General features: G+C 48.1%; 29 protein-coding genes. 19 read left to right on the top strand and 10 right to left on the bottom strand.

Annotation, left to right across the window (positions count from 1 at the left end; all coding sequences use genetic code 11):
* Positions 1 to 12: 12 nt before the first annotated feature.
* The 3 genes from ACO1NT_RS15430 to ACO1NT_RS15420 form a co-directional block, all read right to left on the bottom strand.
* Positions 13 to 441, bottom strand: a complete 429-nt coding sequence (locus ACO1NT_RS15430) for a hypothetical protein (protein WP_449049633.1) — start codon at positions 439 to 441, stop codon at positions 13 to 15.
* A 251-nt stretch (positions 442 to 692) separates the two neighbouring features.
* Positions 693 to 827 (bottom strand): hypothetical protein, encoded by a 135-nt coding sequence (locus ACO1NT_RS15425; protein ID WP_449049632.1) that lies wholly within the window; start codon positions 825 to 827, stop codon positions 693 to 695.
* Positions 828 to 842: 15 nt separating this feature from the next.
* Complete coding sequence (locus ACO1NT_RS15420) at positions 843 to 1,073, bottom strand: helix-turn-helix domain-containing protein (RefSeq protein WP_449049631.1); 231 nt, start codon at positions 1,071 to 1,073, stop codon at positions 843 to 845.
* Between the two features lie 329 nt (positions 1,074 to 1,402).
* On the opposite strand from ACO1NT_RS15420, the gene ACO1NT_RS15415 reads away from it, so the two are divergent.
* From ACO1NT_RS15415 to ACO1NT_RS15400, 4 genes are all read left to right on the top strand, one after another.
* Positions 1,403 to 1,543 carry a hypothetical protein gene (locus ACO1NT_RS15415; protein WP_449049630.1) on the top strand — a complete coding sequence of 47 codons (141 nt, stop codon included), beginning with the start codon at positions 1,403 to 1,405 and terminating at the stop codon, positions 1,541 to 1,543.
* Positions 1,544 to 1,787: 244 nt separating this feature from the next.
* On the top strand, positions 1,788 to 3,323 hold the full coding sequence (locus ACO1NT_RS15410) for a TlpA family protein disulfide reductase (protein ID WP_449049629.1): 1,536 nt from the start codon (positions 1,788 to 1,790) through the stop codon (positions 3,321 to 3,323).
* Positions 3,324 to 3,354: 31 nt separating this feature from the next.
* Positions 3,355 to 6,546 carry a SusC/RagA family TonB-linked outer membrane protein gene (locus tag ACO1NT_RS15405; RefSeq protein WP_449049628.1) on the top strand — a complete coding sequence of 1,064 codons (3,192 nt, stop codon included), beginning with the start codon at positions 3,355 to 3,357 and terminating at the stop codon, positions 6,544 to 6,546.
* Between the two features lie 10 nt (positions 6,547 to 6,556).
* Positions 6,557 to 7,933 carry a RagB/SusD family nutrient uptake outer membrane protein gene (locus ACO1NT_RS15400; RefSeq protein WP_449049627.1) on the top strand — a complete coding sequence of 459 codons (1,377 nt, stop codon included), beginning with the start codon at positions 6,557 to 6,559 and terminating at the stop codon, positions 7,931 to 7,933.
* A gap of 113 nt (positions 7,934 to 8,046) precedes the next feature.
* Here ACO1NT_RS15400 and ACO1NT_RS15395 read toward each other — a convergent pair whose 3' ends face one another.
* The 4 genes from ACO1NT_RS15395 to ACO1NT_RS15380 are packed head-to-tail and all read right to left on the bottom strand — an operon-like array spanning position 8,047 to position 10,788.
* Positions 8,047 to 8,541 (bottom strand): hypothetical protein, encoded by a 495-nt coding sequence (locus tag ACO1NT_RS15395; RefSeq protein WP_449049626.1) that lies wholly within the window; start codon positions 8,539 to 8,541, stop codon positions 8,047 to 8,049.
* Positions 8,538 to 9,191, bottom strand: coding sequence for a hypothetical protein (locus ACO1NT_RS15390; RefSeq protein ID WP_449049625.1), 654 nt, complete (start codon positions 9,189 to 9,191; stop codon positions 8,538 to 8,540). Before ACO1NT_RS15390 ends, ACO1NT_RS15395 begins: the two co-directional genes overlap by 4 nt.
* 58 nt (positions 9,192 to 9,249) lie before the next feature.
* Positions 9,250 to 9,846, bottom strand: coding sequence for a Crp/Fnr family transcriptional regulator (locus ACO1NT_RS15385; protein WP_449049624.1), 597 nt, complete (start codon positions 9,844 to 9,846; stop codon positions 9,250 to 9,252).
* Positions 9,847 to 9,849: 3 nt separating this feature from the next.
* A complete protein-coding gene (locus tag ACO1NT_RS15380; RefSeq protein WP_449049623.1) occupies positions 9,850 to 10,788 on the bottom strand; it encodes a helix-turn-helix domain-containing protein in 939 nt (312 codons plus the stop codon).
* 288 nt (positions 10,789 to 11,076) lie between these two features.
* Between ACO1NT_RS15380 and ACO1NT_RS15375 the strand changes: the two genes are divergently transcribed.
* Genes ACO1NT_RS15375 through ACO1NT_RS15360 form a run of 4 tightly spaced genes read left to right on the top strand, consistent with a single transcriptional unit; the run spans position 11,077 to position 14,002 of the window.
* Positions 11,077 to 11,214: a hypothetical protein gene (locus tag ACO1NT_RS15375; RefSeq protein ID WP_449049622.1), complete on the top strand. Its 138-nt coding sequence runs from the start codon at positions 11,077 to 11,079 to the stop codon at positions 11,212 to 11,214.
* A gap of 54 nt (positions 11,215 to 11,268) precedes the next feature.
* A complete protein-coding gene (locus ACO1NT_RS15370) occupies positions 11,269 to 12,126 on the top strand; it encodes a hypothetical protein (protein ID WP_449049621.1) in 858 nt (285 codons plus the stop codon).
* Positions 12,127 to 12,158: 32 nt separating this feature from the next.
* The gene (locus tag ACO1NT_RS15365) at positions 12,159 to 13,244 is read left to right on the top strand and encodes a hypothetical protein (RefSeq protein ID WP_449049620.1); all 1,086 of its coding nucleotides are present in this window, start codon (positions 12,159 to 12,161) and stop codon (positions 13,242 to 13,244) included.
* 11 nt (positions 13,245 to 13,255) lie between these two features.
* Entirely contained in the window at positions 13,256 to 14,002 is a 747-nt protein-coding gene (locus ACO1NT_RS15360) for a LytR/AlgR family response regulator transcription factor (protein WP_449049619.1), read from the top strand.
* Here the strand turns inward: ACO1NT_RS15360 and ACO1NT_RS15355 are convergent.
* Positions 13,999 to 14,241 carry a hypothetical protein gene (locus ACO1NT_RS15355; RefSeq protein ID WP_449049618.1) on the bottom strand — a complete coding sequence of 81 codons (243 nt, stop codon included), beginning with the start codon at positions 14,239 to 14,241 and terminating at the stop codon, positions 13,999 to 14,001. The genes ACO1NT_RS15360 and ACO1NT_RS15355 overlap by 4 nt on opposite strands.
* A gap of 258 nt (positions 14,242 to 14,499) precedes the next feature.
* Here ACO1NT_RS15355 and ACO1NT_RS15350 point away from each other — a divergent pair, with 258 nt between their 5' ends.
* From ACO1NT_RS15350 to ACO1NT_RS15300, 11 genes are all read left to right on the top strand, one after another.
* The gene (locus ACO1NT_RS15350) at positions 14,500 to 14,883 is read left to right on the top strand and encodes a helix-turn-helix transcriptional regulator (RefSeq protein ID WP_449049617.1); all 384 of its coding nucleotides are present in this window, start codon (positions 14,500 to 14,502) and stop codon (positions 14,881 to 14,883) included.
* A gap of 818 nt (positions 14,884 to 15,701) precedes the next feature.
* A complete protein-coding gene (locus ACO1NT_RS15345; RefSeq protein ID WP_449049616.1) occupies positions 15,702 to 16,334 on the top strand; it encodes a hypothetical protein in 633 nt (210 codons plus the stop codon).
* 17 nt (positions 16,335 to 16,351) lie between these two features.
* Positions 16,352 to 16,798 (top strand): DUF5675 family protein, encoded by a 447-nt coding sequence (locus tag ACO1NT_RS15340; RefSeq protein ID WP_449049615.1) that lies wholly within the window; start codon positions 16,352 to 16,354, stop codon positions 16,796 to 16,798.
* Positions 16,799 to 16,949: 151 nt separating this feature from the next.
* Positions 16,950 to 17,186 (top strand): hypothetical protein, encoded by a 237-nt coding sequence (locus ACO1NT_RS15335; RefSeq protein WP_449049614.1) that lies wholly within the window; start codon positions 16,950 to 16,952, stop codon positions 17,184 to 17,186.
* A complete protein-coding gene (locus ACO1NT_RS15330; RefSeq protein ID WP_449049613.1) occupies positions 17,173 to 17,346 on the top strand; it encodes a hypothetical protein in 174 nt (57 codons plus the stop codon). Before ACO1NT_RS15335 ends, ACO1NT_RS15330 begins: the two co-directional genes overlap by 14 nt.
* A gap of 592 nt (positions 17,347 to 17,938) precedes the next feature.
* The gene (locus tag ACO1NT_RS15325) at positions 17,939 to 19,147 is read left to right on the top strand and encodes an ATP-binding protein (protein WP_449049612.1); all 1,209 of its coding nucleotides are present in this window, start codon (positions 17,939 to 17,941) and stop codon (positions 19,145 to 19,147) included.
* Between the two features lie 413 nt (positions 19,148 to 19,560).
* Positions 19,561 to 20,760, top strand: coding sequence for an ATP-binding protein (locus ACO1NT_RS15320; protein WP_449049611.1), 1,200 nt, complete (start codon positions 19,561 to 19,563; stop codon positions 20,758 to 20,760).
* A 139-nt stretch (positions 20,761 to 20,899) separates the two neighbouring features.
* Positions 20,900 to 21,049 (top strand): hypothetical protein, encoded by a 150-nt coding sequence (locus ACO1NT_RS15315; protein WP_449049610.1) that lies wholly within the window; start codon positions 20,900 to 20,902, stop codon positions 21,047 to 21,049.
* Between the two features lie 60 nt (positions 21,050 to 21,109).
* Positions 21,110 to 22,429, top strand: coding sequence for a nucleotide sugar dehydrogenase (locus ACO1NT_RS15310; RefSeq protein ID WP_449049609.1), 1,320 nt, complete (start codon positions 21,110 to 21,112; stop codon positions 22,427 to 22,429).
* A 133-nt stretch (positions 22,430 to 22,562) separates the two neighbouring features.
* Positions 22,563 to 22,796, top strand: a complete 234-nt coding sequence (locus ACO1NT_RS15305; protein ID WP_449049608.1) for a hypothetical protein — start codon at positions 22,563 to 22,565, stop codon at positions 22,794 to 22,796.
* 132 nt (positions 22,797 to 22,928) lie between these two features.
* Positions 22,929 to 23,882: an MraY family glycosyltransferase gene (locus ACO1NT_RS15300; protein ID WP_449049607.1), complete on the top strand. Its 954-nt coding sequence runs from the start codon at positions 22,929 to 22,931 to the stop codon at positions 23,880 to 23,882.
* Positions 23,883 to 24,033: 151 nt separating this feature from the next.
* On the opposite strand, the gene ACO1NT_RS15295 is transcribed toward ACO1NT_RS15300, so the two are convergent.
* Entirely contained in the window at positions 24,034 to 24,945 is a 912-nt protein-coding gene (locus ACO1NT_RS15295; RefSeq protein ID WP_449049606.1) for an NAD-dependent epimerase/dehydratase family protein, read from the bottom strand.
* The gene (locus ACO1NT_RS15290; RefSeq protein WP_449049605.1) at positions 24,942 to 26,186 is read right to left on the bottom strand and encodes a glycosyltransferase family 4 protein; all 1,245 of its coding nucleotides are present in this window, start codon (positions 26,184 to 26,186) and stop codon (positions 24,942 to 24,944) included. The genes ACO1NT_RS15295 and ACO1NT_RS15290 overlap by 4 nt, the downstream gene beginning before the upstream one ends.
* Positions 26,187 to 26,237 lie beyond the last annotated feature (51 nt).

Raw genomic sequence — 26,237 nt, 5'->3', positions numbered from 1 at the left:
CTTGATAAAGGATTAATCATTCTTTAGGTACTTTTCGTTCGCTACTGTCAGTTTTCCTTCCCTCACCAAATCCCCCAATACCCCCCCCAACACCTGCCGCTCCTCCTTCTTATCTTCACGGTCGATGTACAAATGCTTCACGACTTCAGCCAATGTCTTCGGCTTATTGAAAAAACCATCCTCGATCATCCCTTCCAACACCAGCCGCGTATCCTCCGGATTGGCCAGGCTTAATACAATTTTCTCCACTTTGGTGCCATCGCCTGCGTCCCAATTATCTGGGGGGAGCAGGTCTTCGACAGTCCAGTCGAGCGCTTTGGCAAGGCCAGGGTATTCGTGGGGTGGGTATTGAGTGTCCCGATTGGGATTCTCAATGGTAGTAACGTAACTTTCCTTATGGGTTAATATCCTTGAAAGAGCCTTTGAAGAGATTCCTTTCACAAGTTTTCGGAATTTGGCTCGGTTAATAATATACAGTGATAAAGGTGGTATTTTTGCCATATAGCTACATATTACCCATTGTGGTTAGGTCACATAAAATTATTGAGGAATATTAAATTTGCATTTTTGTAAAATAACCCCTATATCAGCCCCGCCAGAAGACACACAAGCGATTGTCTGTCTTTAAATTATTATGGTGTTTGACACTGAAACTTGCCGCTGAAAACGTAGGAATTTTCACGGAAGCAAGGTCAGGAGTCCGACGCCCATTCACTACCTTTGCGGGTAGCGATGGGCTGGCTCTTGTTCTCTTCCACGGCTCCTACGGCCTTCAGCGGAGGATAAGGTACGCGGCCCATTGCCATAAATAGCCGAATATACATCATCAAGCCTACAAAACGTTATAATGGTTCCTCTGGCATAAAATCCCCCATGCTGCAATCGAGGCGTCTTGCCAGCTCATTTAAATTGTCATACGAATACATGCTTGCGGAACTCTCTGTTTCAATTTGTCCGATATATCCAGCTGTAACACCAAAATAAGATGCAATATTTCGTTGGGTCTTACCTTTAGTTTTCCGGATAACCCGTACCTTCTTTACGATTGCCCACTCGACCTTCGTTTTCGACATTTATTTCAAAAATTATTTGCTTAGTAAATACTTAGTTGTTATATTTGCGTTGTCAATCCAGGATTGGCATTGAAATACGATAACGATCACGCTATTATTATAGCGCGTGAGTTGAACGAGCCTCAGCAAGCAATCCGAAGACTAGCAACTTCAAAAATCAACGCGAGGCAACAGTTTAGCCCACGTCTAAAGATATTGTGTACCTTTACACAATCCTTTAGGCAGGGGCCTGTTGATTCTGCGTTGAGGGCTGCTAGTCCCTGGATTGCTGGTATGATACGGGTTTCCTGCCTATCTGTTTTTGCTCGTTCTACATAACCAAAACGATTATGAAAACGAGTATCACCAAAACACCATTACCCGCCTACCGCAAAGCATTTGCGGTGACGACAACATCCGAGAGGCGACGGCAATCATTGTCCTACGCCACCAAAAACCTACATAAGAACGTCATTAAGAACCCCGAATAGGCGAAAAAGAAACACCGGGACTACAGAACGGCCACGGCCGGATTCCGGTGCTGCCGACCCCATACCAACGGAAACATCCATGTTTGCCAAAGGTCAAGGAAGGCTTACTTTATCGGTCACTCGCAATTTCCAATAAAAGTAACGTCTTTTCCCCTAGCCTGCAAATAAAACACATGCTTTCTTGCCGTATGGCGGTCGGTTTCTGAAATAAACAATTTCTTAAACCACTTATAACCAAAACGCTATGAAGCAGAAATTATGCTTAGGGAATTGCTATGCCCTAACCAAACATAAACTTCACCAACTCAACATAAGAAACTTCAGCCTGTTGGCTGTATTAACGATCATGTGTTTGTATACCCGCGGGTTGCGTCTGGTACAAAAGTTACCGGCGCGCTCGTTGGGTATTTTGTTATTATGTCTCATGACGGCAGTGTCGGGAACGAATGCTCAATCGAAGCAGCCGAATGTGAAAATGATACGCGTAGGTGATTCCATACCGGACACATTTTATCACATGACACACCACGCTGTGGATGCCCGGACAGGGGAGGGTCAGGTTATGAAGTTGGCCGACTATCGGGATAAGTTGATCATTCTGGATTTCTGGGCCTCGTGGTGCAAAGCGTGCCTACATTCCATTAATAAGTTTGACACATTAAAGCACGATTTCCCACATGAACAGTATGTCGTTATCCCAGTTACCACCGAGACAAAAAGCCAATCGGCCCGAACAATGTCCCGTCTCAAGTGGGATTTAATCAGTATTGTGGGCGATACCATTCTAGGTCAGTATTTTCCCCACCAAGCAATTCCCCACCAGGTTTGGATGGTTAACGACAGGGTTGTGGCCATGCCCAACTATTATTATTCAACCCGGCAAAATATCGAAAAGGCGATAGCAGGCAAGCAATTGCCATTGGTCAACAATATTCAAGACCTGAAGTTTAATTCGTCCAGTTTTGCAGTTAACCCCAAGGCGCGTTTAGACGTGTCGGGCCATGGTGACATAATCGGCTATTTGGAGGGATATCAATGGGAACGGGCGACCTACTTCCAACGTAATGACAGTACGTTCTTGTATGTAATCAACATGCCTTGGAAATCTCTGTATGCGGCGGCATTCGAAGAGGAAATATTCCCGCTTTTCAGACGTACTCCAGACGCCATCGATTGGAGAATTGATAAGGCCCTTAAGGAAAAGCTCACAAACAAGCCGGAATTCGATTTGACCGGTGACTTGATTGCAATGGATAAGCGGCGTAATGCCTGGAACCGGCAGAATCGGTTTGGGTACCTCCTACGGGTTCGCGGATTAGTAGGAGAGCAATACATGAAAAAGCTCTTGCAGGAAGATTTAAATAAGTATTTCAAGTCACGATTGGGTATCACCGCATCAATCAATGCGACTAAAGTAGTCCGATACGCAGTACTCCGTCTAACCAAGCCGAAAAATAGTGTGGAGTGCATACTAACTCCGATGGGAGATGGACAATCTATCCAACATACAGCAGATTCTTCCATTTACAGAAAATATCCGTTCAGCTTGCATTTTCGGCTCTATGTAAAACGGGCTTTGAAGAGGTGCAGCGACATCGATCTGGATTTGTTCAGTTTGGTCGATTCAACCGGTATCCCTAACAGCTTTATGGCTTCCTTTTCCTTTCCTCGATTGGAAAAGATAGATAGCTTCAATGCGCTTCAAAACGAATTAGAAAGATACGGGATGATAATCGATATCGAAGAAAAAGCGATTCCTCAGCTCGTATTAGAAGATTAATCAACCCGTTAAAAAACCTACTAAAGAAGATATGAAGACTTTTAAAATAGTGTTGTTGCCCTTTTTATTCATAATGGGCCAGCTTACATGCCATGCTCAATCGCAATTGCTAGGGCAAGTGGTGACCGAAAACGGCAAGCCGCTTGCTAACGTTACCATTATTGCTTTGGTTAGTCATAATGTAACTATGTCAGACAACCAAGGCAACTTCTCCATCAATATCACCCAGTTGCCCGATACAATAACCTTTACTCGGCTCGGATATGAACCGTTACGGCGAACCGTTCATAAGGTTTCCGATGATATACTGGAATTCCGGATGGTTACCGCTGCTGAGGCATTGCCGGAAGTGGAGGTAAATACAGGCTATTATAGCTTGCCAAAGGAACGGGCCACAGGAAGTTTCGTTCAAATCGATAATGAATTGTTAAATAGAAGTGTTAGCACGAATATCCTCGAACGTTTGGAGGGCATAACGCCGGGGTTGCTGTTTGACAGAAGTAACGTTACGGGAGAGGATGTTGATAGTCAGCCAAATCTCAGGATAAGAGGTCTAAGTACCATCGAGGCTAATTCTGCACCATTGATTGTCGTGGATAATTTCCCCTATGACGGGGATATAGAAACGATCAATCCCAACGACGTACAGAGTATTACCATTCTGAAGGATGCCGCTGCCGCGAGTATTTGGGGGGCACGTGCGGGAAACGGGGTGATTGTTATCAATACCAAAGGAGGAGATTACAACCAGCCGGCGAGCATCAGCTTCAATAGCAATATCACGGTCGGTGATAAGCCAGATTTGTTCTATAATCGACAATACCTGCCTCCCGCCACGGTGATGGAAATACAGGAAAAAATGTTTGAAATGGATATGTATACCGAACACGACCGTGTAAAGATCCCTTATTACGTGGAGCAGTTAATCAAACGACGCGATGGCCAAATAAATGAGCAAGAATTCGAATTGGAAAAGGCCAGATTGGAAAGCAACGACTTACGCGCAGAGTGGTCCGACCGCCTTTATAGACAATCTCTGAAACAACAATATGCACTTGGTATCCGCGGTGGCGCAGAGAATTACCGTTACGCTTTTTCGGCCGGGACAGACCGCAATGAATCGTCTATAGTCCGTAATGGGGACAATAGGATGAACCTCAGCCTCCAGAATACATTCAGGCTAAATAAAAACTTGGAGGTTACCGGAACCGCTTGGTATACGAAACAGCAAGCCATGAAAAACGGAATGGGCTACAGCTACACCGGCGGTATGTATATTTATGAGGGCCTTGAAGATGAAGAGGGTAACCCCTTACCGACAAATACGCAAGGCTATCGGTACACTTACCATGAACAAGCTGTGTCAAACGGACTTCTCGATTGGATGGTGAGGCCGCTTGATGAGGTACGCCTTGCAGACAATCTCTTCGAAAGCTGGGAGTGGCGGCTAAACGGGGGTGTGCGTTACCGATTTCTGGATCATTTTAATCTAAACGCCACTTACCAATACACTATGGGTGAAAGCGAGGAAGAAAATTATTACGATAAGGACACCTATCATGTGAGGAATCTTGTAAACCGGTTTACACAACCCGATGGCACAAAAATTATCCCCTATGGCGGAATACTTGAATACGTCACCCCAACCGAAACCAATAGCCACTCTTTTCGTGCCCAACTTAATTATAACCAATCGTTCGGGCAAAAGCATCTGATAACCGCACTCGGGGGAGGGGAAGCTAGGGAATACATTTCAGTGCTGAAATCGGGGCAAACACTCTATAATTTCGATAGGGATATTTTCACAGCAGACTTACTGCAGGATTACCTGACAAGGCATTCCGTTAGGCCGTCGGGCAGATCTTCGGTACCAACCATGTTCACAACGCCTAATAAATTCACCAACAGAAACCTCTCCTTTTTTGGTAATGCAAGCTATAGCTACGCAAACAAGTATGTGATAAGCGGTAGTCTCAGATGGGACGGAAGTAATTTGGTAGGCGTTAAAACTAATCAACGAGGCACCGCATTATGGTCAATCGGTGGTAGTTGGGAGCTCAATAAAGAAAATTTCTACCGACTGAAATGGCTGCCTTACCTCCGTGCAAGGATTACTTACGGAAGCGCTGGTAATATTGATAAATCGCAAACCCATTACCCAGTCATTCGGATGTCTACGAATCGGGTAACTAATCGCACGGAAGCAATAGTGACAAGTCCGGGCAATCCGTCCCTCCAATGGGAACAGGTAAATACCACCAATTTGGCCGTTGATTGGCGGATGTTGGACGGACGGATCAGCGGTTCGTTCGAATATTATGATAAAAGAAGTAATAATCTTTTAGGCAACAATTCGATAGATCCCACAATAGGTATTTCCATCAATTCGAGCTTAAAAATGAACTATGCGGCGCTTAAAACAATCGGGTGGGATTTGTCGATCTATGGACGAAACCAGATCGGCCCTTTGGATTGGGAAACCAATGTGATCTTAAGCCACAGCAGGAATAAAGTAACCCACTTCAACACACCAAAAATACAATTTCTCAATCGCTACTTTAGTCAACGGCCGGTAAGAGAGCAGCAATCAGTAGATTTGGTTTATGCCCACCCTTGGCATGGACTGAATCCAGAGACAGGCTACCCGCTGATCTTTGAGGAAGGTCTGGCCACATCTGATTATAAAGGGTACTACGCCCAATTAACGCCCGAAGATCTGGTTGTCGCGGGCGTGCGTGTTCCGCCACTTTTTGGTTCGCTGCGAAATATTTTTTCTTATAAGAATTTCCAACTAGGTATTCTACTGACGTTTAAAACCGGGCACGTCTTTAGGCGAACTTCTATCTCTTCGGGCCAGGAATTTTCAACCAACCCCGTATATCACATGGATTACTTTACACGATGGCAACGACCGGGAGACGAAAAGGTCATCGATGTTCCTGCATATGATGACACATACGGGGACTACGAGCGCGAATATCTTTACACATTTTCTGAAACCCTGATTACAAAAGGCGATGTTGTCCGGTTACAAGATATAAACTTGAGCTATACATTTGCTATTAAACATTTTCCTTATTTCCAGCGGGCAAGGCTATACTTCTATGCAAGAAACATGGGCATCATTTGGCGGGCAAATGACAACGGTATTGACCCCGAATACGCACATGCCGACTACCCAGCTCCCAAAAGCTACTCCTTTGGAATCCAGTTAGAATTTTAACCGAAGTAAAATGAAAAAATTGACTACAACTGTTGCATTCGCATTTCTATTATTGTCGTGCGGCGAAAATTTTCTGGATGTAAAGCCCACGCAGAACGTAAGGGTGCCTGAAACAGATGATGATTACCTGGCTATGTTGGACAATTACACGAACATGAATCAGGTTAGTTGCCATGCCTTAGGTATTATTGGTTCGGATGAATACTATATAACAGCGGAGCAGTTTGAAGCTATGCCGTCTGTTGGAGACAATATATACCAGAAGAACGCCTACGTCTGGGCTGATCAGATCTATGTGGGTGAGGAAGGACAACTCATCGACTGGAATACGGCATATTATAGGATATTACTGGCAAACATCGTATTAGAAGGTTTGGAAAGAAATATCAAGCGATCCCGGGCTTCTGAAAAGAATTCAATAATTCAGGGCATGGCTTTATTCCACCGATCTCTTGATTATTTTAATCTGGCCCAGCTCTATTGTCCCGAATTCAACGAGGAAACCAGCCAACGCGATCTTGGGCTGCCACTACGTCTGGAACCAGATATTACAACTAAAACGCCTAGGTCCAACGTTTCCGACACCTATCGGCAGATTATTACAGATTTAAGAGAGGCTATTAAATTGCTGCCCGATCATGCGGAAGCGTTCTTCCGCCCTTCTAAGGCGGCGGCACATGCCGTATTATCCAAAGTCTTTTTACAAATGGGTATGGATATGGATGCGTACAGGCATGCCGATTCCGCTATAAGTCTAGCACCACATCTTATGGACTATACGGAAGTCCCTATGGTAGAAGGATACTCGTTCCCGCTTTACGGTGCGCAGAATAAGGAGATTATCTTTTATACGAACATTGATAACCCGTCGATTATTTCTGAAAACTATTTAAATGTAGATACAGCCGTGTTGGATTTGTATGAAGAAGGCGACCTAAGGCGGGAATTGTTTTTTGAAGAGAACGGTCGCGGTTATTCGTTCAGAGGATCCTATACCGGTGAAAAGTACTTTTTCACGGGTATTGCATCAGATGAGGTTTACTTGATTAGGGCAGAAGCGAGTTGTCGACTTGGCAATTTTCCTGCTGCACTTGCTGATCTTAATAAATTGAGAAAATATAGAATAAGCCCGGATGCATTTGTAAGTTATTCATCTAATGATCGGAATGAGATCATGGAATGGATAATGTCTGAAAGAAGACGGGAATTACTGTTTCGTGGTACGCGTTGGAGTGACTTACGAAGATGGAATAAGGACCCTGATTTGGCGGTAGAACTTGTTAGAGATTTAGATGGACAGCTATTTAAATTGATGCCGGGAAGCAAAAAATATGTTTGGCCATTGCCTGTGCATGCTGTACAATTTGGAGGGTACACCCAAAATTAACGTCGTATAAGCAAGTAGCTCAAAAAATCCTCAAGTTCTACTAATAATCAGTAGAACTTGAGGATGTTACAAATACAAAAAGGTTGTCCTTTATTTATAACAACTCTTACAAGCTAATCTTTGTAAGTGTAAACAGCTTCATTATTGGACCCTGTATATGAAGCGCCTGCATCAAGAAACTCCGCAACAGTAGGAGGGTTTGACGTGCCTATTCGATTCAATAATGCAGCGATTGCGGGTGCTGTCGGATTATAATTGAGCTCGACGGCACATATCGTTCCATCTGGCTCAACACAAAAAGGATCAGTGTTGCCTTCTTCCGTAACCTCTTGATTTTCTGGCTCCGTAGGAGTGCCTGAAGGGGTAATTTGTAGCCAAAGATCGGCAAAATGTGAATTCTCGATTGCCTTGCTGTGATCATTCCCAGTCGCCATTTTGCTTGACTTCATTTTTTTCAATGTATTGGCGAGCGCATATGCCTCTACCGATTCTTTCACTTCCACGTTATCCGAAGCTACTACTTTCTCCTGCGCCACAACTACCGTTGTAGCGAACATCATGGTGAATACGACCATCGCATTCAACCCTATTTTTGTTAATTTGTTCATTGTATTATAATTTTTGTTAAAAATTTAGTCAGTCGGTCATCGGCCGAACTCGCCGCCGTCTCCCAAACGCTGGAATGGGAACAAATGTGGTTGTATGCCAGCAACCGGAATGTTTTATCCACGGCCCTAGGCCGGAACAAGGCAAACCGGCGATCGTGTACAACCTGCGTAAGCACTCCGAAGGACAGAGCGGTCTTGCGGAACAGCATCCTTCGCGAAAGATGGGTGATGAAGGCAATCAAGCGAACGAAACGAAAAGTACGCTTGGTTGTCAGCGCCACATGTTTACGCATACGCGCCAGGTAGTACCTGCGGATTTGCACTTGCCACTGCTTTACTTTTGCTTTGATCCGTATGATCAATGCCTTCCAGCCTTTCGCCTGGACCTGCTCCGCCCCACCATCACCGCGCCGCTGCCTCGGCAGCACGGGGCCCGGGTAGTATATGACAGCACATATCGCCGTGCCGGGCGTCCCTTGCGATGGCTCCGGTAACATCGTTACCAGCACCGCCGGTTTGTGCAGGGAAGAGGTGTTATTTCTTAGGGGCACCCCATCCGAGCCGCCATCGCTTAACTGCGGGGGAACCGCAGTATGAATTCCGGTGCTCCCCTTTCCATATCTTGTGCTTATATGTGTTTCTTTTTCCATACAAGCAAAAAACGGGCTTTTGCAATGCGCCTACAATTCCATATGGAACAACGTGATATTACCTTTTTACTTGCTTTTTCCGTTCGGCCCGATACTGCTTCAGCACCCGGTAATACGTAGTGTGCGCGATATTGATGAAATCCATCTCCTGATCGGGTTCCGTCCGCTTAGACAGTTCTGAAAACGTATCCAGGAACTTGGTGTAACGTTTATAAGCCGATTCCTGCTGCAACACTTCCACCAGCTTATCCTGCCTATCCTGATAATGCTGGTTCATTATATGCAGCAGTTCACTCACCTCGGGGAAACACTCTTTCGCTTCGCGCATCTTTGACGCGCGGATGCACAAAATGCGAGATACTTCTGCAAATTGGATGTAATGCAAGCCCGGTTTGGGGGTGTACAGGTGCCGCACACCGGCAAAGCCATGCATCTCACTGGCAAACCAACGGATATAACGCTGGCCTTCTTCGCCAAGCGTATAGCCATAAGCCAGCCCCTCCAATACCACGCACCAATACGGTGCGCGTACCTCGGGTGTCAAAAAATGGTTCAATCGTTCAAAAGCCATTACACGGGCATGCTCCCGCAGAAACGCCTCGGCTTCCGGAGGAAGCGGAACGCGGTGGCGGATGTAGTTGATAAATCGATCCATGGTTTATGTGTATTCCATTTTTCCGAACGCACGGTCCAAGCTTTTGGCATTGGCAAATCCCACCCTTTCGGCAACGGTGGCCAGCGGCAGTTCGGTGTTAGCGAGTAGCGCTTCGGCCGCCGCAACGCGGCAAGCCGAGACCATGTCTGCCATGGAGCGGCCATACCGGGCGATAAAAGCCTTCCGCAAACCAGGAGCGCCATAGCCAAAATGCGCGGCAACGGTAGCCAACTTTACCGCATGCGGATCGGCAAAGTGTTGCTCTATGTAAGCCCGTACCGCGGCTAGCAGCGTACCATCCCTTACAGCGCCCGGCCTTGCGCTCAGCTGCGCTTGGTATCGTGCAATGAATTCGGCTACGTGGTCCTTAATCCCATGGCCGTCACTTGTCAGGCGTGCCAGCCGGGCGAGCAACCTTCGGTCGTCCGGCCGGATGGTGGTTTTGGGCAAGCACACGGCCTGGCTGGGTTGACCTTTCCATGCCTCCGCGAGCGACCGTAAAAACGCATATTGCTGCGAGAGCCATATAAGATAGCCATAGGGAAACCCGATAAGGAAGAGCTCGTGTTTGCCGGGCGGCAGGTTTATGGGGTAGTCGCCCCGGGGCAGGTAACAGCCGCAATACTGCGGTGCCCGCAGCCTGAACGGGGTGCCGCCACCCAGCAGGTGGTTTAGCTTGCCCGCAAATAAATAGATAAAATACACCCCGTTTTCCTGGAGGCTGATGGTCAGCGGCTGGCCCCGTTTGGCATCCAGCGTAAAAAGCCGGACGGTGAGGGGCCAACGGTCTAGCACCTGCTGGTACAGGGCGGCATCGGTATGCTCAAGCACGCTGCACCGGGCACGCTTCATCGGGAAATGGGTTACGCTCGGCACCCCTTCCAATTCCCTCGGATGTAAGTCCGGCGCTTGCGTAAAGCGGATGGTCAGTTGTCTTTCCATGGTGTTTTCGGCATTTTCGCGAACCTAGCCGTTCGGCGGCATCTGCATGCCGCTAAATGCGTGAAAGCGTACAGCGATGGCGTGAATACCCCATTTCACGGCGTGACCGTGCTGGCGATGCGATACGTGTGTTTCACGCTTGCCTCACCTATCTTCACGAATTTTAAGCCTTTCTCGTCTCCAAGTCCTCCATCTTAGCCCTGTCGACGATCGATCGGTGGCGCCACCGGTCACAGGGGAATCCGAAAACCTGGGCAATAGAGTAGGAACAGAACCGATAACATAAAGATGATGGCACCTATAGTCAGTAATTCGATGTTACGTCAGTCAACCGGGCTGGTAAACCGGCCGGTACAGGAAAGTGAGCATATGTTGCTCTTTCCCATCATTGACCACGACGACAAATGCGATAATTTCATTATCTAACCGGAAGGCGGGCCAAGTGCCCGCCTTTTCCAATAAACCAAATCACATAACACCATGGAAAATCACGCTTATCTAAAGGAAGCCCTCGTGGCCAAAATAAATAACCTCGATACCGCCACGGCACCCATGTTGCACCAGCGATATATGCGCTTTGCCAGCAATGTGCGTGTGGCACTGCCCCACCTTACCGATGAACAGCTGCAGGAGCAATTCAAACACGCCGTGCTGAACCGGCAATTGAGTTTCCTTGATGAACGTTTTCCCCTAGATGTTCCATGCAGTTGGAAAGCCGGGAGCAAGGCGGCCATGGCCGGGCTCTGCCAGCGGCCCGCCATCGTGGGCACCTTCCACACCGGCTCCTACCGCCTGCTGGTGCACGAATTGGTCCGGCAACAGGTACCGGTGGCTTTGCTGGTCAGCCATTCCGTAAGGCAAAAACAAGAAGGGTCCTACCGCGATGCGCTGGCCGGAGCCGGTTACCCCGCTGATGCACTTACCCTGATCGAGGCGGAACATCCCGCAGCAGGTATCCAGCTGATCCGGGCATTGCGCCATGGGCGCAGCGTGGTAGGCTACCTCGATGACAACCTGGGCAGTGGCATGCAACCCATACTGCTGCCCATACCGTTCCTTGCTGCCCACATCTCGGTGCGTATCGGACTGGCCTGGCTGGCCGGCCGTGCCGCCGTGCCGTTCATCGGCATCCTATGTCGCCGTACCCGCCGCGGCGCCGTAGAATGGCAATCCCACAACTTAACCGGGGGTGTTGCCGCCCACCCGCGGGCAAGGGCCGAAAAGGCAACCGCACAGCTATACAACGGGTTGGCCAAAATGGTTGCCGACGAACCTTGGCAATGGGATAATTGGTTTTATGTGCACGAAAATTACTGTGATTTCAGCAGAAATAAGTAGTTTTGACGCTTTTAACCAATTCGAACAAGCCCGTGGCAACGACATTTACCAATCTTTCCATACGTTGGAAAAAACATGCGCTTATCTGGACCTGCTATTTCCTGGCGACCTACCTGCTCAATTTCATCGGGGGGGCCACTATTTCTCCGCTGCCGATATTGCTCGCTTTTGCGTACTACGTCGGTACGTTTTATCTACTCAATATCATTGCATACCACTATTTCACTTACCAGCACCTTTGGAAAACCCTGTTTCAGCTGGCGCTGGCTATCACGGTAGTGTATATCGCCGCTTACGGCCTGATTTACATTCTGTTACCCATATTCGATGTCTACCTGTACGATGTGGATAAACCCTTTCACCTGGGTAAGTATATCCGCAACATGACACACCATATGGAGCCGGCGTTGCTCACCAGCAGTACGTACCAATTGATGCGGGTGGCCCAGCAGCGCAAAGAACGCATACATCAACAGGAAAAAACCTTGCTGGAGACAAAACTCGAAGCCGAACGCGTGCAATCCAGACTGAAAGAGGAAAATGAGCAGCTGCGGATCGCTGCGCTGCAGAGCAGGCTGAAATCGCATTGGACCCACCACGTATGGATGACCATACGCTCGGGAATCTTAAATGGCAACCGGAGTGCCGAATTGTTTGACGAGATGACCGAGCTGGAGCGCAACTACTATCAATATATCGGGCCGGACAACGTCATGGTCACGCTAACCGACGAGATGGGCATCATCGAAAAACTTGCCCGTATCAACGGGCTGGCCAAGCCGCATGAAACGGCGGTCGCCATAAAGCGCGGGCCGCTGTTGCTGATGCGCCAGATACCTGCGCTTTCCTTGAGCACCACCTTGGAGAACGCACTCAAATACGGCGATCTTACCGATCCGGAACATCCGGTACAGGTAGCCCTATCGAGTGATAAAGAAAAGCTGGTATTCACATGCCGCAATAAGATCGACCCCGCCAAAGTAGCCCAGGCCCGATCCACCTGCTTGGGGCTGCGGGCACTGCAAAAGCAGCTCGACCTGTTTTTTCCCAACCGGAGCTGGATACATATTGAAAACGATGGGGCTTTTTATACCATTACCATAACCATCCACTTTTAAATCTTTAAGCTATGATTCAACAGAAAATCCGGTATGCTATTGTCGACGATAATTCCGCCGATGCGGAATCGCTAATTACCCACCTGGGCAAAATCGACTATTTGCAGCAGGTGGCCATTTTCCATGACCCGTTACAAGCTGCCAAGGAAATCCCCAAGCTGGATATCGACTTGCTCTTCCTGGATATCGATATGCCCGGCATGAGCGGCGTGGACCTGCTGCGCTTGCTGGATAAACCGCCCATGGCCATCTTTTATACGGCATTCGATGAGTTCTGGCAGGATGGCTATGCGCTCAACGTGGCAGATTACCTCCGCAAGCCCGTCGATTTCCCGTCGGTACTCAACGGTGTGAAGAAAGCTATGGTACGATTGGGCGAATTGCAGATAAGTGACGCCGAGCTTACCCTGGGTAGCAGCCAGATCGCACTGCCCATGGGCGACGGCGTACACCGGTTTGAGAAACTGGCAGACATCAACTACATCAAAGCCAATAATAAAACAAGTTTGGTATCGCTGGTGCATGGAGAAGGCCAGGGCGAGCGGATCATCGAGGTGAATATGGGGTTCGGCCGGTTGGTCAAACAGCTGCCACCTGATCATTTTTTCAAGCTGGACCGAAGTACGGTGGTCGCGTTAGACCGGATACAGGAGACCCTGAGTGTAGGGCGGGTAGTGCTGAGCATCCCCGAAGGAAAGGGCTTGAATGTTACCGAGACAAACTTAAAAAAGCTGCTAAAAATCAGTCACTCCCGCTAATAAGAGACATCCAATAGGTGCAGCCGGTGGTGATTGCCTAAAAAACGGACCAGCTCTTGGTGGCATTGTGGCAGGTAACCTGGGATTTGCAGCAGTTCGATAAGCGGTAGCCGGACGATGTCGCCCAGGGTTAGCCAACCTTGCCGGCGGCAGGTTTCCGCAAATGGTTCGCTGAACCCCGCGGCCGGAATCGGCGTCTCTAGAAGTTGATGGGTCGGTATGAATGCAAGTGTGGCCATAAAAAAACGCGGGCCGTTACATTAGGTATCCAGGCAACGCCTATCGCCCTTACTCCATAACCAACTGCACCCGCGCGTAACGCGGGCGAGCAGTCTGTCTAGCTTTGGAGTAATGTTAAATTTGGCGTTTTTGGATACCCAGTTAAACAACTGTCGCTTTAGCTCAATATGTATATCCTCTATTCTACAACAATATCCGTAGTCGTTTAATTAATCCATTATAAATACCATCCAAACAAAGATACATCAAAATCCCCTATGGAAAAAGACATCTATTTAATCCGTGAAACCGTCGCGGATATGCACCGCCTTTTGGAAGAACTGGTCGAGCTCCAATCGACCCAGCGGCAGTGCTGCCGGGCGGTAACCATGCCCTTGCCGCAGACCGGGCCTCCCTGCGAATCCGAACCGGCGACCCCACCCGGGGCAACCGACCCCGCAACACCCAACACTTATGTAGAAGAAGAACTGATGACCGTAAAGGAAGCCGAAGCATTTATCCCTGCCAGCCGAACCAAGATCTACAAGTGGCGCAAAGAAGGGAAGCTGCATACGGTATCCCGCGGCCAACGGCATATGCGGCTTATCCGCACCGAAGTGGAAGCCATGCAACAATGGGCTATCGACAAGGGAAAGCGGTAATTGCTATACCTACTTGGCCGGTTGCCATATGTACTTGGTCTGTTGCCATATGTACTTAGCCTGTTGCTATATGGCAACGCGCTATTGTCATAATGCATAGGCCCTACCCTTGTGCTTGCAGGCCGTCGCCGTACGACAATGCGCCGCAAGCATATACGGTTAGCGTATTGCCGTATGGCAGGAGCTCCTTGCCATATGCTGCCGGGTTGGCGGCATATGGCAAGGAGCCGCCAGTATATGCTTATGGCGCGGAGCAGTATGCTTCCGCGCGATGGCCATATAGCAATAGGCCGCCCGTATGCGGCAGGAAGCTATCAGCGTACGGTCATGCATTAAACGCATAGGGCATAGCGCCGTTGACGTATGCGCACACCGCCCTGCTATATGGCAAGAGCGTCTTGCTATATAGCACCGACGCCCTGCTTTATGCTTACCACCGATTACCTATAGCAACAGCCCATTGCTATGTGCTTCCACCGTATCGGCATATGGCCACACGCCGATGCCATACGGCATAGCGCCGCCGCCATATTACATCGCGCCGGGTAGGTATGGCAGTAGGCTATTGCTGTATGGCAAAACGGCTGAGTTTGTTCACGTTTGTTCACCGAACCGCCCAAGTTTGTTCACGTTTGTTCGCTGTTGTTCACAAATTTCCCTACCCCCTGTAATCTCCCCAATTTGGCGATGGAAACACAAAAAAGCCATTATGATTACACGCGCAAACCCCATCCGGGCAGGTCCATTTTCAATGCAACAAAAGCATAAAAGGGAGTAAACAACAAGCAAAGAAGTAACAAAAAAAACGAAAACCAACCATGAGAAAAGAACGAGTTTATACCGATTACCGCCGCTGGTCTGACGATGCACTGGCCACGCTGGCTGGTCGCACGGTCGAATTCATGACCGACAACACCAATTTTGCCGAACCGCAGCCCGCGCTCGCGGACTACACGGTGCTGGTAGCCGACTACCGGCAAAAACTGGAAATTGCCCGCAACCGGGGGAGCCAGGTACAGATAACTGCCAAGAACAACGCTCGCCGGGCACTGCTCACGGCCATGAAACAGCTGGGCTTCTACGTGAACATGACCGCCGACGGCGATGCCCACATCCTGGCGAGTTCCGGGTTGATCCTGATCAACCAGCCACAGGCCGCGCGCATACCCTATGCGCCCATGTATGGGGTGCTGGAAGACGGTGCGCGGAGCGGTGAGCTGAATTTCCGCTTCGAACCCATCCACAACGCGTGGGAGTACGAATACCAGCTGGCATCGGCCACCGGACCGGAGGGTGAGCCCGAATGGGGCGACATCACACGCACCACCCATTCCCAACTGAACCCCATCAGCGATGTGGTACCGGGCACCAAGTACTTCGCCCGCGTCCGTGCGCGGAATATGAAGGGAGAGAGCGACTGGAGCGTCACCATATCGCAGTTCGCCCGCTAAGAGCAACGAACATCACCATGGAATTCGTGATTGAAAACACCCATGCCCGCCATAGTGGCGGGCATGGCATGGTGGTACTTCGCTTGCAGCGTACGTACCACGGGGAGGGCACCAACGGAACCCTCAGCATGGCGGGGCAACCGATCTGCCACACCATCGAATTGCCTTGGCGGAACAACCGCCGCAACAAAAGCTGCATTCCCGAAGGGCGCTACCGCCTGCGGCTTTACCCGTCCGTACGGTTTGGCATGCGTATGTGCGTGGAGGGTGTGCCCGGACGTAGCGGTATCCTCTTCCACGCGGCAAATAACGCGGCTACCGAACTACGAGGGTGTATTGCGCCGGTGACTAAGCTTACCGGACATGGCAAAGGCGTCTATAGTCGCGTAGCGCTGGAGCGGGTGGAGAACATCGTATACCCTGTGCTGGAAGCGGGAGAAGAAGTGTGGTTGGAGGTGATATAGCTTGCCACACGACGACTGCATACTGCGTACGCTAGGCCGTCTCTGTGGCAAGCTATTAAAGGGTAGGTGATGGTTTGGGAGGAGAAAGCAAATAGCAAATGGAACGAAGTGACATCCCGAAAGCAAAGCGCATCGGGACAACAAAAAAACAATGATGAAAACAACAAAAACAGTCGGCCACCCCGAAGCGGAGAAACCGACACTTTACGACAGGATCAAGGAAACGCTGGCGGTGGCCAGCCAATTGGTTATCGCCTCGCCGGTGAAGCTGCCGCCCAAGGTGGTGATGGTGGCGCGGTACCTCGCCCTGGCACTGGGCGTGCTGGAGGCAGTGGAGGGCGGCCTGCAGGACCGCCACGGGGAAGGGGCAGCAGATGAAAACGACTAACGCCCAACTCCGCATCGGCACCGGTGGCGGTATGCTGCTTAGTGTGGTGGCCCAGCTGGGCGTGCACGACGTGGTCAAAACCGCCGTACTGGCCGCCATCGGTGCGGCCGTCAGTTTCGCCGTAACGTGGGCGTTGCAGCGGTGGATCCGGAGACGGTAACCCGCACGCCCACGAGGTTCCTTAAACCTCCGCATAAGCCCCTGCCCTACCGGCGGGGGCTTTTCTGTTACGCTTGCTCATCTACGTCCTTGGTATACGCATGAATCCGTGATATGCAATCTAAGATATGATGCAGATAGACAGCGGACGATTTTTCCATTAGGTGATACGAATCAAGTCGCGCTCAATGATGGGCCGCAAATGTTGATGCAAGGAATTGGCAGTCACTAAGTCCACCTTTATGCCTAAATTTAGTCTACTCATTCAAAATTATTTGCCGCGTACCCAAACAATTATGGCCATCTGCGGCCAATGCCACCCACCGTATTTCATGGCACTTCCGCTTAACCGATATTTGCTTCCGAAAACGGCATAGCACCTGCGCAAATATATCGACAAATTGAGCCAACTAGGCTTAGACAATGGCCAAGCGATGAACGCTTATTTCGAAGCGCTCCCCTTGAACACGACTACCCAACCAGAAGAACGATTCGGTGTCCCGATATTGACAGGAAAGAGGAAAAGCACGCAATGCATTATAATCATGATTATAACTTTTGTATCTTTGCGTAAGATTTAAAGTATAATTAAAATGGAAGTGCCTGCAAATATCATCCCACGAGATCATTATCTGCAACAGGTATTACCATTTGTCGGCAAAAACCTAATCAAAGTATTAACCGGCCAACGCCGGGTAGGCAAGAGTTACCTACTCTTCCAATTAATGCGGCATATTCTGCAACAAGAACCCTCGGCCTCCGTTATCTATATCAACAAAGAAGACCTACGTTTTGATGCGATCCGGAATGCGAACGACTTAAACGATTATGTAACAGCCCATCTACGCAAAGGCCAGCGTAATTACATCTTTATTGACGAGATACAGGATATTGAGAATTTTGAAAAAGCGTTGCGATCACTGTTGCTAAGCACGGAGAATGACCTTTACATTACAGGTAGTAATGCGACCATGCTTTCTGGCGAACTTGCCACCTACTTGAGCGGCCGCTATATTGAGTTTACAGTATATAGCTTATCCTATCCGGAGTTTCTGCGTTTCCATGGCTTGGCTGATGAGGACACCCATTTAGAACTATACCTGCGTTTCGGGGGGCTACCCTACTTGGTCAACCTTCCCTTAGCAGACCATGCGTTTGAATATATCAAGGGTGTTTATTCCACCATTGTGTACCGAGACGTGGTAAGTCGATTCAACATCCGCAACACCCAGTTTCTGGAAAAACTGATCCAGTTCCTTGCCGGGCAAATCGGCAGTCTCTTTTCTGCCAAACGAATCAGTGACTTCCTTAAATCGCAGCGTGTTAACCTAGCACCCAATCAAATACAGCAATACGTTTCCTACCTGGCAAGTGCATTCATCATCCACGAAGTTGGACGGTATGACCTAATCGGCAAACGTATTTTTGAGATAGGCAACAAATACTATTTTGAAAACACAGGGATACGCAATGTCATAAGCGGTTATACGGCTGCCGACCGGGGCAAATTACTGGAAAATGTCGTTTACAACCATCTGAGATTTTGTGGATACTCGGTAAAGGTGGGGGTCTTACACGCCCTAGAAATCGATTTCATGGGTGAGCGCCGTGGCGAAAAGGTATATGTCCAGGTGGTGCTCAGTTTAGCGGAACAAGAGACCATTGCTCGCGAATTTGGGAACCTCCTTAAAATAGACGATAATTACCCCAAGTATGTTGTATCCAACGAATCTTTTTCGGGGAATACCTACCAAGGCATTATCCACCTCACTATCCGGGAGTTCCTCATGCAGCTCCGCTAGCTATCTAGCTGTCTGAGGCTTGGTTGAGCCAAATCTCGTGCATAAAAATGTAGCTCCAAACAAAAACTCGTACATATTTATGTGCTTTTGCCCCCATGGAGCGTACCCTATATACGAAACTGCAAGAATGGAAAGCGCGTCAATCCCGGAAGCCGCTTGAGCAGTATGTATTGTAGCAACTTGCTGCGCGGGATGACTTCACCGAAGGGGAAGAGTCGGCTTCCCTAAATTAAGACTGCCTAACTTCACAAAATTCTCTTCAAATTAAATTTATACGAAGTTGATTACAGTTTAACCTACAGCAGTTTCATTCAAACTAGCCACACCATTGATCCCACATCAAGTCAATATATTGAAAAAACGACTTGAATACAAGTCAATTATTGCTATTTTTGCTGTAAATGCAAGGCCCTATGGAAACACTCATCGAATTCCAACAGTCCTTAATACAGGACATCCATCCCGATTTCTATCGGTTTCTTTACCATCAATTGCCATGGGATAACCGTATGGTAGCAATTAGGGGCCTACGCGGAGCGGGTAAGACAACCCTGTTGTTGCAGCACATGAAATTCGGGCAACCGGAAAGCAAAAGAAGTCTTTATGTGACTGCAGACCACCCCTGGCTATATACCCATACCCTACTGGACACCGCAACAATTTGGGTACAAAATGGCGGAACTGCCCTTTACATTGATGAAGTTCACAAGTACCCTAACTGGTCACGGGAGTTGAAAAACATTTATGACGGCTTTCCAAAACTCAGTGTCTATTTTACAGCATCCTCAGCATTGGATATCTATCGGGGGGAAAGTGACCTGAGTCGCAGGGTACTTACTTTTACCTTGCCCGGAATGTCATTCAGGGAATACCTTAACCTCACACAGGGCAAGACATTGCCAACCGTTTCATTGGAACAGATACTGGAAGACCCCGCCCAAACAGCAAGCGCTATCAAAGCGCAGATAGAAACGCCGCTGCCCTTGTTCCGTGAATATCTGACAAAGGGTTATCTGCCTTTTACCCACGGGCAATCCCGCGGACACTACCTAACAAGGTTACTACAGGTCATTGATGCATCAATTTCTACTGATTTGGCGTTTATTCAGGATTATTCGTCAACACACGCCGTTAAAATCAAAAGGTTAATGGGGGTTATCGCTGAATCGGCTCCTTTTGAGCCCAATATTTCAGCATTGGCGCAAAAACTCCAACTGGGGCGCGACACGGTGAATAACTTCTTGCATCACCTGGAACGTGCGTGCCTGCTCAATTTCGTAAACAAGCCAACGCAAGGGGTGGCTGCGCTACAGAAGCCCGACAAGATATATCTGGAAAACACCAATCTTTCCTTCGCTTTGAGGGAAAACCCCGATCCGGGAACCATTCGGGAAACCGTATTCCTAAACCAGTTGCGGAATGCCGGTCAACGGGTTAGCCTCGCAGAAAAGGGGGATTTTCTTGTAGCGGATACCTATACGTTTGAAGTAGGAGGCCGTAACAAATCCCGGAAACAGATTGAAGGTCTTGACCAAGCCTATGTTGTTGCCGATGATATCGAACTAGGCTTCGGCAAAAAATTGCCGCTTTGGCTTTTCGGCTTTCTGTACTGACATTCTATTCACCATGCAATTGTAATTGTTTATTCAAGCAACCTTATCTAAGTTTGTAGGTGCCATTTAGGTAATGTTTTGATGCCTACATTATTGAACGAAAATGGATTCAGGTATTTCTCATATTCGTCGGAGGGTAATGAGCCTGCTCATTTTCCTATCGAAAAAGCGCCTGCGGGTATTCTGCGAGAAGTATCAACCCCGTCGTGCCATCCGGACGTCCATGAGCAACTATCGTGAAGAAAGCTGGATGACCAATTTACCTCTTTTTGCGCTAACGGCGCTGTAGGAACACTGTTCGGGATGCACAGGCCATCTATCCCTTCGCAAAAAGAAGTATATTTGCCCCATGTCAAATAACCCCTCGTCCTTCCCGATAGAAAATACCCGAATTGCCATTATTGGGCTAGGGTATGTGGGGCTCCCCTTGGCTATCGCATTTGCTGAAAAATATGACGTATTGGGCTTTGACATCGATGCTGACCGTATTGCCGAATTAAAAAATGGCATCGACCGCACGCATGAAGCCAATCTATCGGATTTGCAGCGGGTTACCGAGCACATCCCCCATCAGGCGGGATCCATCGGCTTATCGCTCGCTGCCGATGAAGAAAATCTGCGGTTATACAACACCTATATCGTTACCGTACCCACCCCCATCGATGCGTTCAAGGCGCCGGATCTGCGGCCGTTGATTTCCGCTTCGGAGATGCTGGGCCACATGCTGAAGAAAGGCGATACGGTGATCTATGAGTCTACCGTTTACCCCGGCTGCACGGAAGAGGTCTGCATTCCGGTTTTGGAGAAGGTCTCGGGCTTGGTACTGAACCACGACTTCTTTGTTGGGTATTCGCCCGAACGCATCAACCCCGGCGACAAAGTGAACACGCTGACCCAGATCAAGAAGGTAACCAGCGGCTCCACGCCCGCGGTTGCCGAATGGGTGGATAGCCTGTATCGTTCCATTATCGAGGCGGGCACCCACAAGGCTCCCAGCATCAAGGTGGCCGAAGCCTCCAAAGCCATCGAGAACGCACAGCGCGACGTGAACATCTCGTTTGTGAATGAGTTAGCCTTGATTTTCGACCGGATGGGTATCGATACGAACGACGTTATTGAGGCGGCGGGTACGAAATGGAACTTTTTGAAATACAAACCGGGGCTGGTTGGCGGCCATTGCATCGGTGTAGACCCGTATTACCTCGCCCATAAGGCGCAGGTGCTCGGCTACCAACCCGACGTTATCCTTTCGGGCCGCCGGGTAAACGACCAGATGGGAGCATTCGTGGCCGAGAAGGTGGTGAAGCTGATGATCCAGAAAAACCATACGATCAACCGCTGCCGGGCGCTCATCCTGGGCATCACGTTCAAAGAGAACTGCCCCGACATCCGCAACACGCGTGTCGTGGATATTCACCACGAATTGGAACAGTTTGGCCTTACCGTAGACATCTACGACCCCTGGGCCGATGCCGCGGAGGTGAAACGCGAACTTGGTCTGGACATCCTAAATGCCGTGGATGAAAACCTGGTTTACGACGCCATTGTCGTTGCGGTAGCCCACCAGGAGTTCCTGCTGTTCGATTACGAAAAGGTAAAGCGCCATAACGGCGTTATTTTCGACACCAAGGCGTTTTTGGAACGCCGTTTGGTGGATGGGAGGCTTTAGCATGGTATATCCCGAACGTTGGGCCGCCCAACAGATTATAACCCAGCGCAAAACCCTCGCTTGGAAAAGAAATCACTGGAAAAACCCGATGGTTTTTGTAGATTTGTGTCTATAAAGAAAGGAGACCACATTCATGTACACAGAAGCTAGAAAACTACATTTGATCGAGGAATTGCTCCGGACGAAAAGTGACAGCGTGCTCGCTGAGGTAGAAGCTGTTTTGAAACGGGCTGCAAAGCCCGTAAAGGCCCAAAAGCTTTCCGAGAAATACGCAGGTTCACTCAACCTAACGAATGAGCAGTACACTGCTTTCCATAACCAAATTTCGGAAGGGCGCAACGAACGCCGCCACCTCTGCTGTTTATGAGTTAGAGCTGGTTACACGGAACATTTCAGACTTCGAAAATCTTCCGGGAATCAAATTGGTCAATCCACATGACATTTAGCCATTAGCGAAATGGCTTCATGAGCGGTTCTCAAAAAAAATTATCTTTGCGCCATGATATACGCGTTGCTCGCTCTTTTGCTATTTGCCGTCATGCTGGTTTATTTCCGCCTGGCAGACCGGTTCAACATCATTGACCGGCCCAACGAGCGAAGTAGTCATACGAAAGTGACCATCCGAGGCGGTGGCATCGTTTTTTACTTGGGTGTGCTGGCTTGGTTTATCTGGAGCGGTGCCGCATATCCTTACTTCTTCGCGGGATTGACGCTGATTACGCTCATCAGCTTTCTCGACGATATCCTTACACTATCCAACCGTATTCGCATTAGTATCCATCTATTGTCGGTGGTTCTATTGTTTCTTGAAGTTGGGCTATTTAACCATGTTTGGTGGATTGTACCCATTGCATTGGTCCTGGTCATTGGCACGATCAACGCCTACAATTTCATGGATGGCATCAACGGCATTACGGCGATGTATAGTTTTGCGGTGCTATTGCTGTTATGGTTGGCCAATCAAGAGGTCGGCTTCGTTGACGACCGGCTTCTTTACTGCACGGCTATCGCCAATGGCGTATTTACCTTCTTCAACTTCCGCCAGGGGGCGAAATGTTTTGCAGGCGATGTGGGCAGCGTAAGCATGTGCTTTATTTTGCTGTTTGCCACCCTCAGCCTGATCCTCGCTACTGGCAACCCGATCTACATCCTGTTTTTTGCGGTGTATGGGGTGGATAGTGTGATGACGATTATTTTTCGGTTATTGCGCCGCGAGAATATCTTTAAAGCGCACCGTACGCATCTATACCAGTATTTGGCGAATGAAGCTAAGGGTAATCGGTTGGTGATTGCGGTTTGTTATGGTGTGTTGCAAGTGGGGATAGGCTGGCTTATAATTGCGGCTAGCGCACATTCGATTAAGGTTCAAATTAGTGTAGTCTTTTGTGTCTTGACGTTGTTTAGTGTGCTGTATATTGGCATCCGCCGATACGTGTTAGCCGCGGCTAGATAAAGGACTTGCAAATTAAAATGAGTTCTCAACCATTGTAGGTGCTTTGCCGGATCAATATTACGATGAGTATAAAATAGTAATCTGCTGTATTTAGGCGCAGACGTCCTGAGAGCAGCTCAATATCTTCCAATATTCTCCCTCGCGAACACTCTCATATAACCTCACTTATTTTACTTAGTACCGCAGTAGGACGCCATCCTAATTCCTTCCTCGCTTTTTGGTCATCAAATGTCAGTGTCGAAGTGATTTTCTTTAATTTTTCAGAATTAATCGGAAAACGGGACCCCACGACATCACCGGTTGTTGCTAAACTTTTGGCTAACCAATAGGGCACTTTAATTGGTTTACGCTTGTTCAACGAATCGGCAATCGCCGCTTCTAGCTCTCCAAAGGTAGGGTGTACGCCATCCGTTAAATTATAGGTACCGCCCTTGTCGGCTAAAACGGGAATGATTCGTGCGATATCTTCAGCCCAAACTACGCTTTTACGAGCATCAGCTTTTCCAATACTGAGGTATTTCCCGGACTTAATACCATTGATCATAGCCCCCAAATTACCTGGTGGGTTCCAGCCTGCAATAAGGGGCAACCTTAAAATACTTAGGGTTACATCATTCTCTTTAGCCCATTGAGTCAACCATTTCTCTGCTAGGGCCTTGCTATCCGCATAAGGTGTAACCGGATTAGGCGGGCGACTCTCATCAATCCCTTCTCCTTCATCTACTCCATATACGGCTACGGTGCTTACGAAAACGAAACTCCTTGGTAGGGCCTTTAGATTCTCTAACGCTCGACAAAGGTTTTTAGTCCCCTCGTAATTAACTTGATAAAATCCCTCCTTCTCCGCTTCTGTTTCGGGAACGGAATGTGCTTTTGCAGCTGCATGCACTACAATTTCAAACCTAGGATTTAAATCAAAGGAAAAAGGATGCCGTATATCAATACTCAAATCTGAAGCACTCCGTCCTAGAGAAGTAACAGCAAAGCTCCCAGAGGTAAGATTTTCCTTTAGGATAGCTCCTAAAAACCCCGAAGCCCCAGACAACAATACTTGCACCTTCATCTTCTGCTACTTGCAATTTCATTAATGATAGCTAAAAACTTCTTCGCGGCGCTTCTTCTATTCCCTTCTGCTAGAATATAATTCCGGCCATTCTCGACGATCTTTACCCTTTCTGCTTTGGAAAGATTTTTGGCTTTTTTTATCAACTTAGCTAATCCTTCATTAATTTCCACATCTCTTGCGACAACCCATCCTACTTCATTATTCTTCAGAATAAATCCAACCTCTCCGCCAATCGTAGATAATATCGGTTTGCCCAACCACATATAGTCAAATAGTTTATTTGGTCGGGCACCTTTGAATACATCATTATTTTCCAGAGAAATAATACCACAATCGGCTGCCGCGGTAAAGTTCATGATTTCCGTTTTCGGTACCGGATCTAAAAAAATCACTTGTTTCAAATCGTTGTCCCGTTTCATTTTCAATAATTTGGCTTTCTCCGGCCCATCTCCAATCAATATAATAAACTCATCGCTTTGCAAAAACTTAGAAGCAGTTACGACTGAAGAGAGCGCATTTGCGGTTCCATGCGCACCTGTGTATATCGCTATAAATGCGTCACTCGAAACCCCCATTTTTGAGCGCACTTTTCGGATAGTTTCGCTAGTTACTTCCTCCTGTTCGTCGATTAGAATACCATTCGGGACCAAGTCAATTTTACTAGATGAGACCCCTTTTTCCCGAATATAGTCCTTCTGATACTGTGTAAGAACAATGATATGTTGTGCACCTTTGTACAGTTTTCGTTCAATTTTATACAAAATACCGGTTAACCAACTTTGCTTACCGTTATTCATCGCGATTAACGATTCAGGCCACAAATCTCGAACCTCCAAAATAAACGGCTTATTAAATAACTTAGCAATTAAAAGTGCTGCGTAAGCGACAAAAATTTGAGGTGACGAGGCAACGATAATATCAGGCTTCTTACTAAAAAAGGCTTTCAAAAAAAACAAAGATGAAAATGAAACCATATTTACAATTCGTCTCCAATTGTTTTTGGTATGTGGAAATGCCCATCCCCAATTTATTGAGAAAGTACCATGACTTCGGCTGATTTGATTTTTTTCTTCTTTCGACAGGAAACGCCTTAACGAATAATTAAATGAAGATAGCCAAATCGTTATGTCTAGAGATTGAAAGTTACACCACTCATTCAACAGTTCAAAATGCCGAGTTATACCTGGCAAACTCGTCGGAACAGCGTATTGATTGATTAGCCATATTCTTAGTTTCATACCTCTTAAGCAATTTTAAAGTGGCGCAATATATAATTTTTAAAAGACATA

The sequence above is a fragment of the Parapedobacter sp. genome (assembly GCF_053550995.1).
This window is presented reverse-complemented; position numbering and strand designations above follow the sequence as displayed.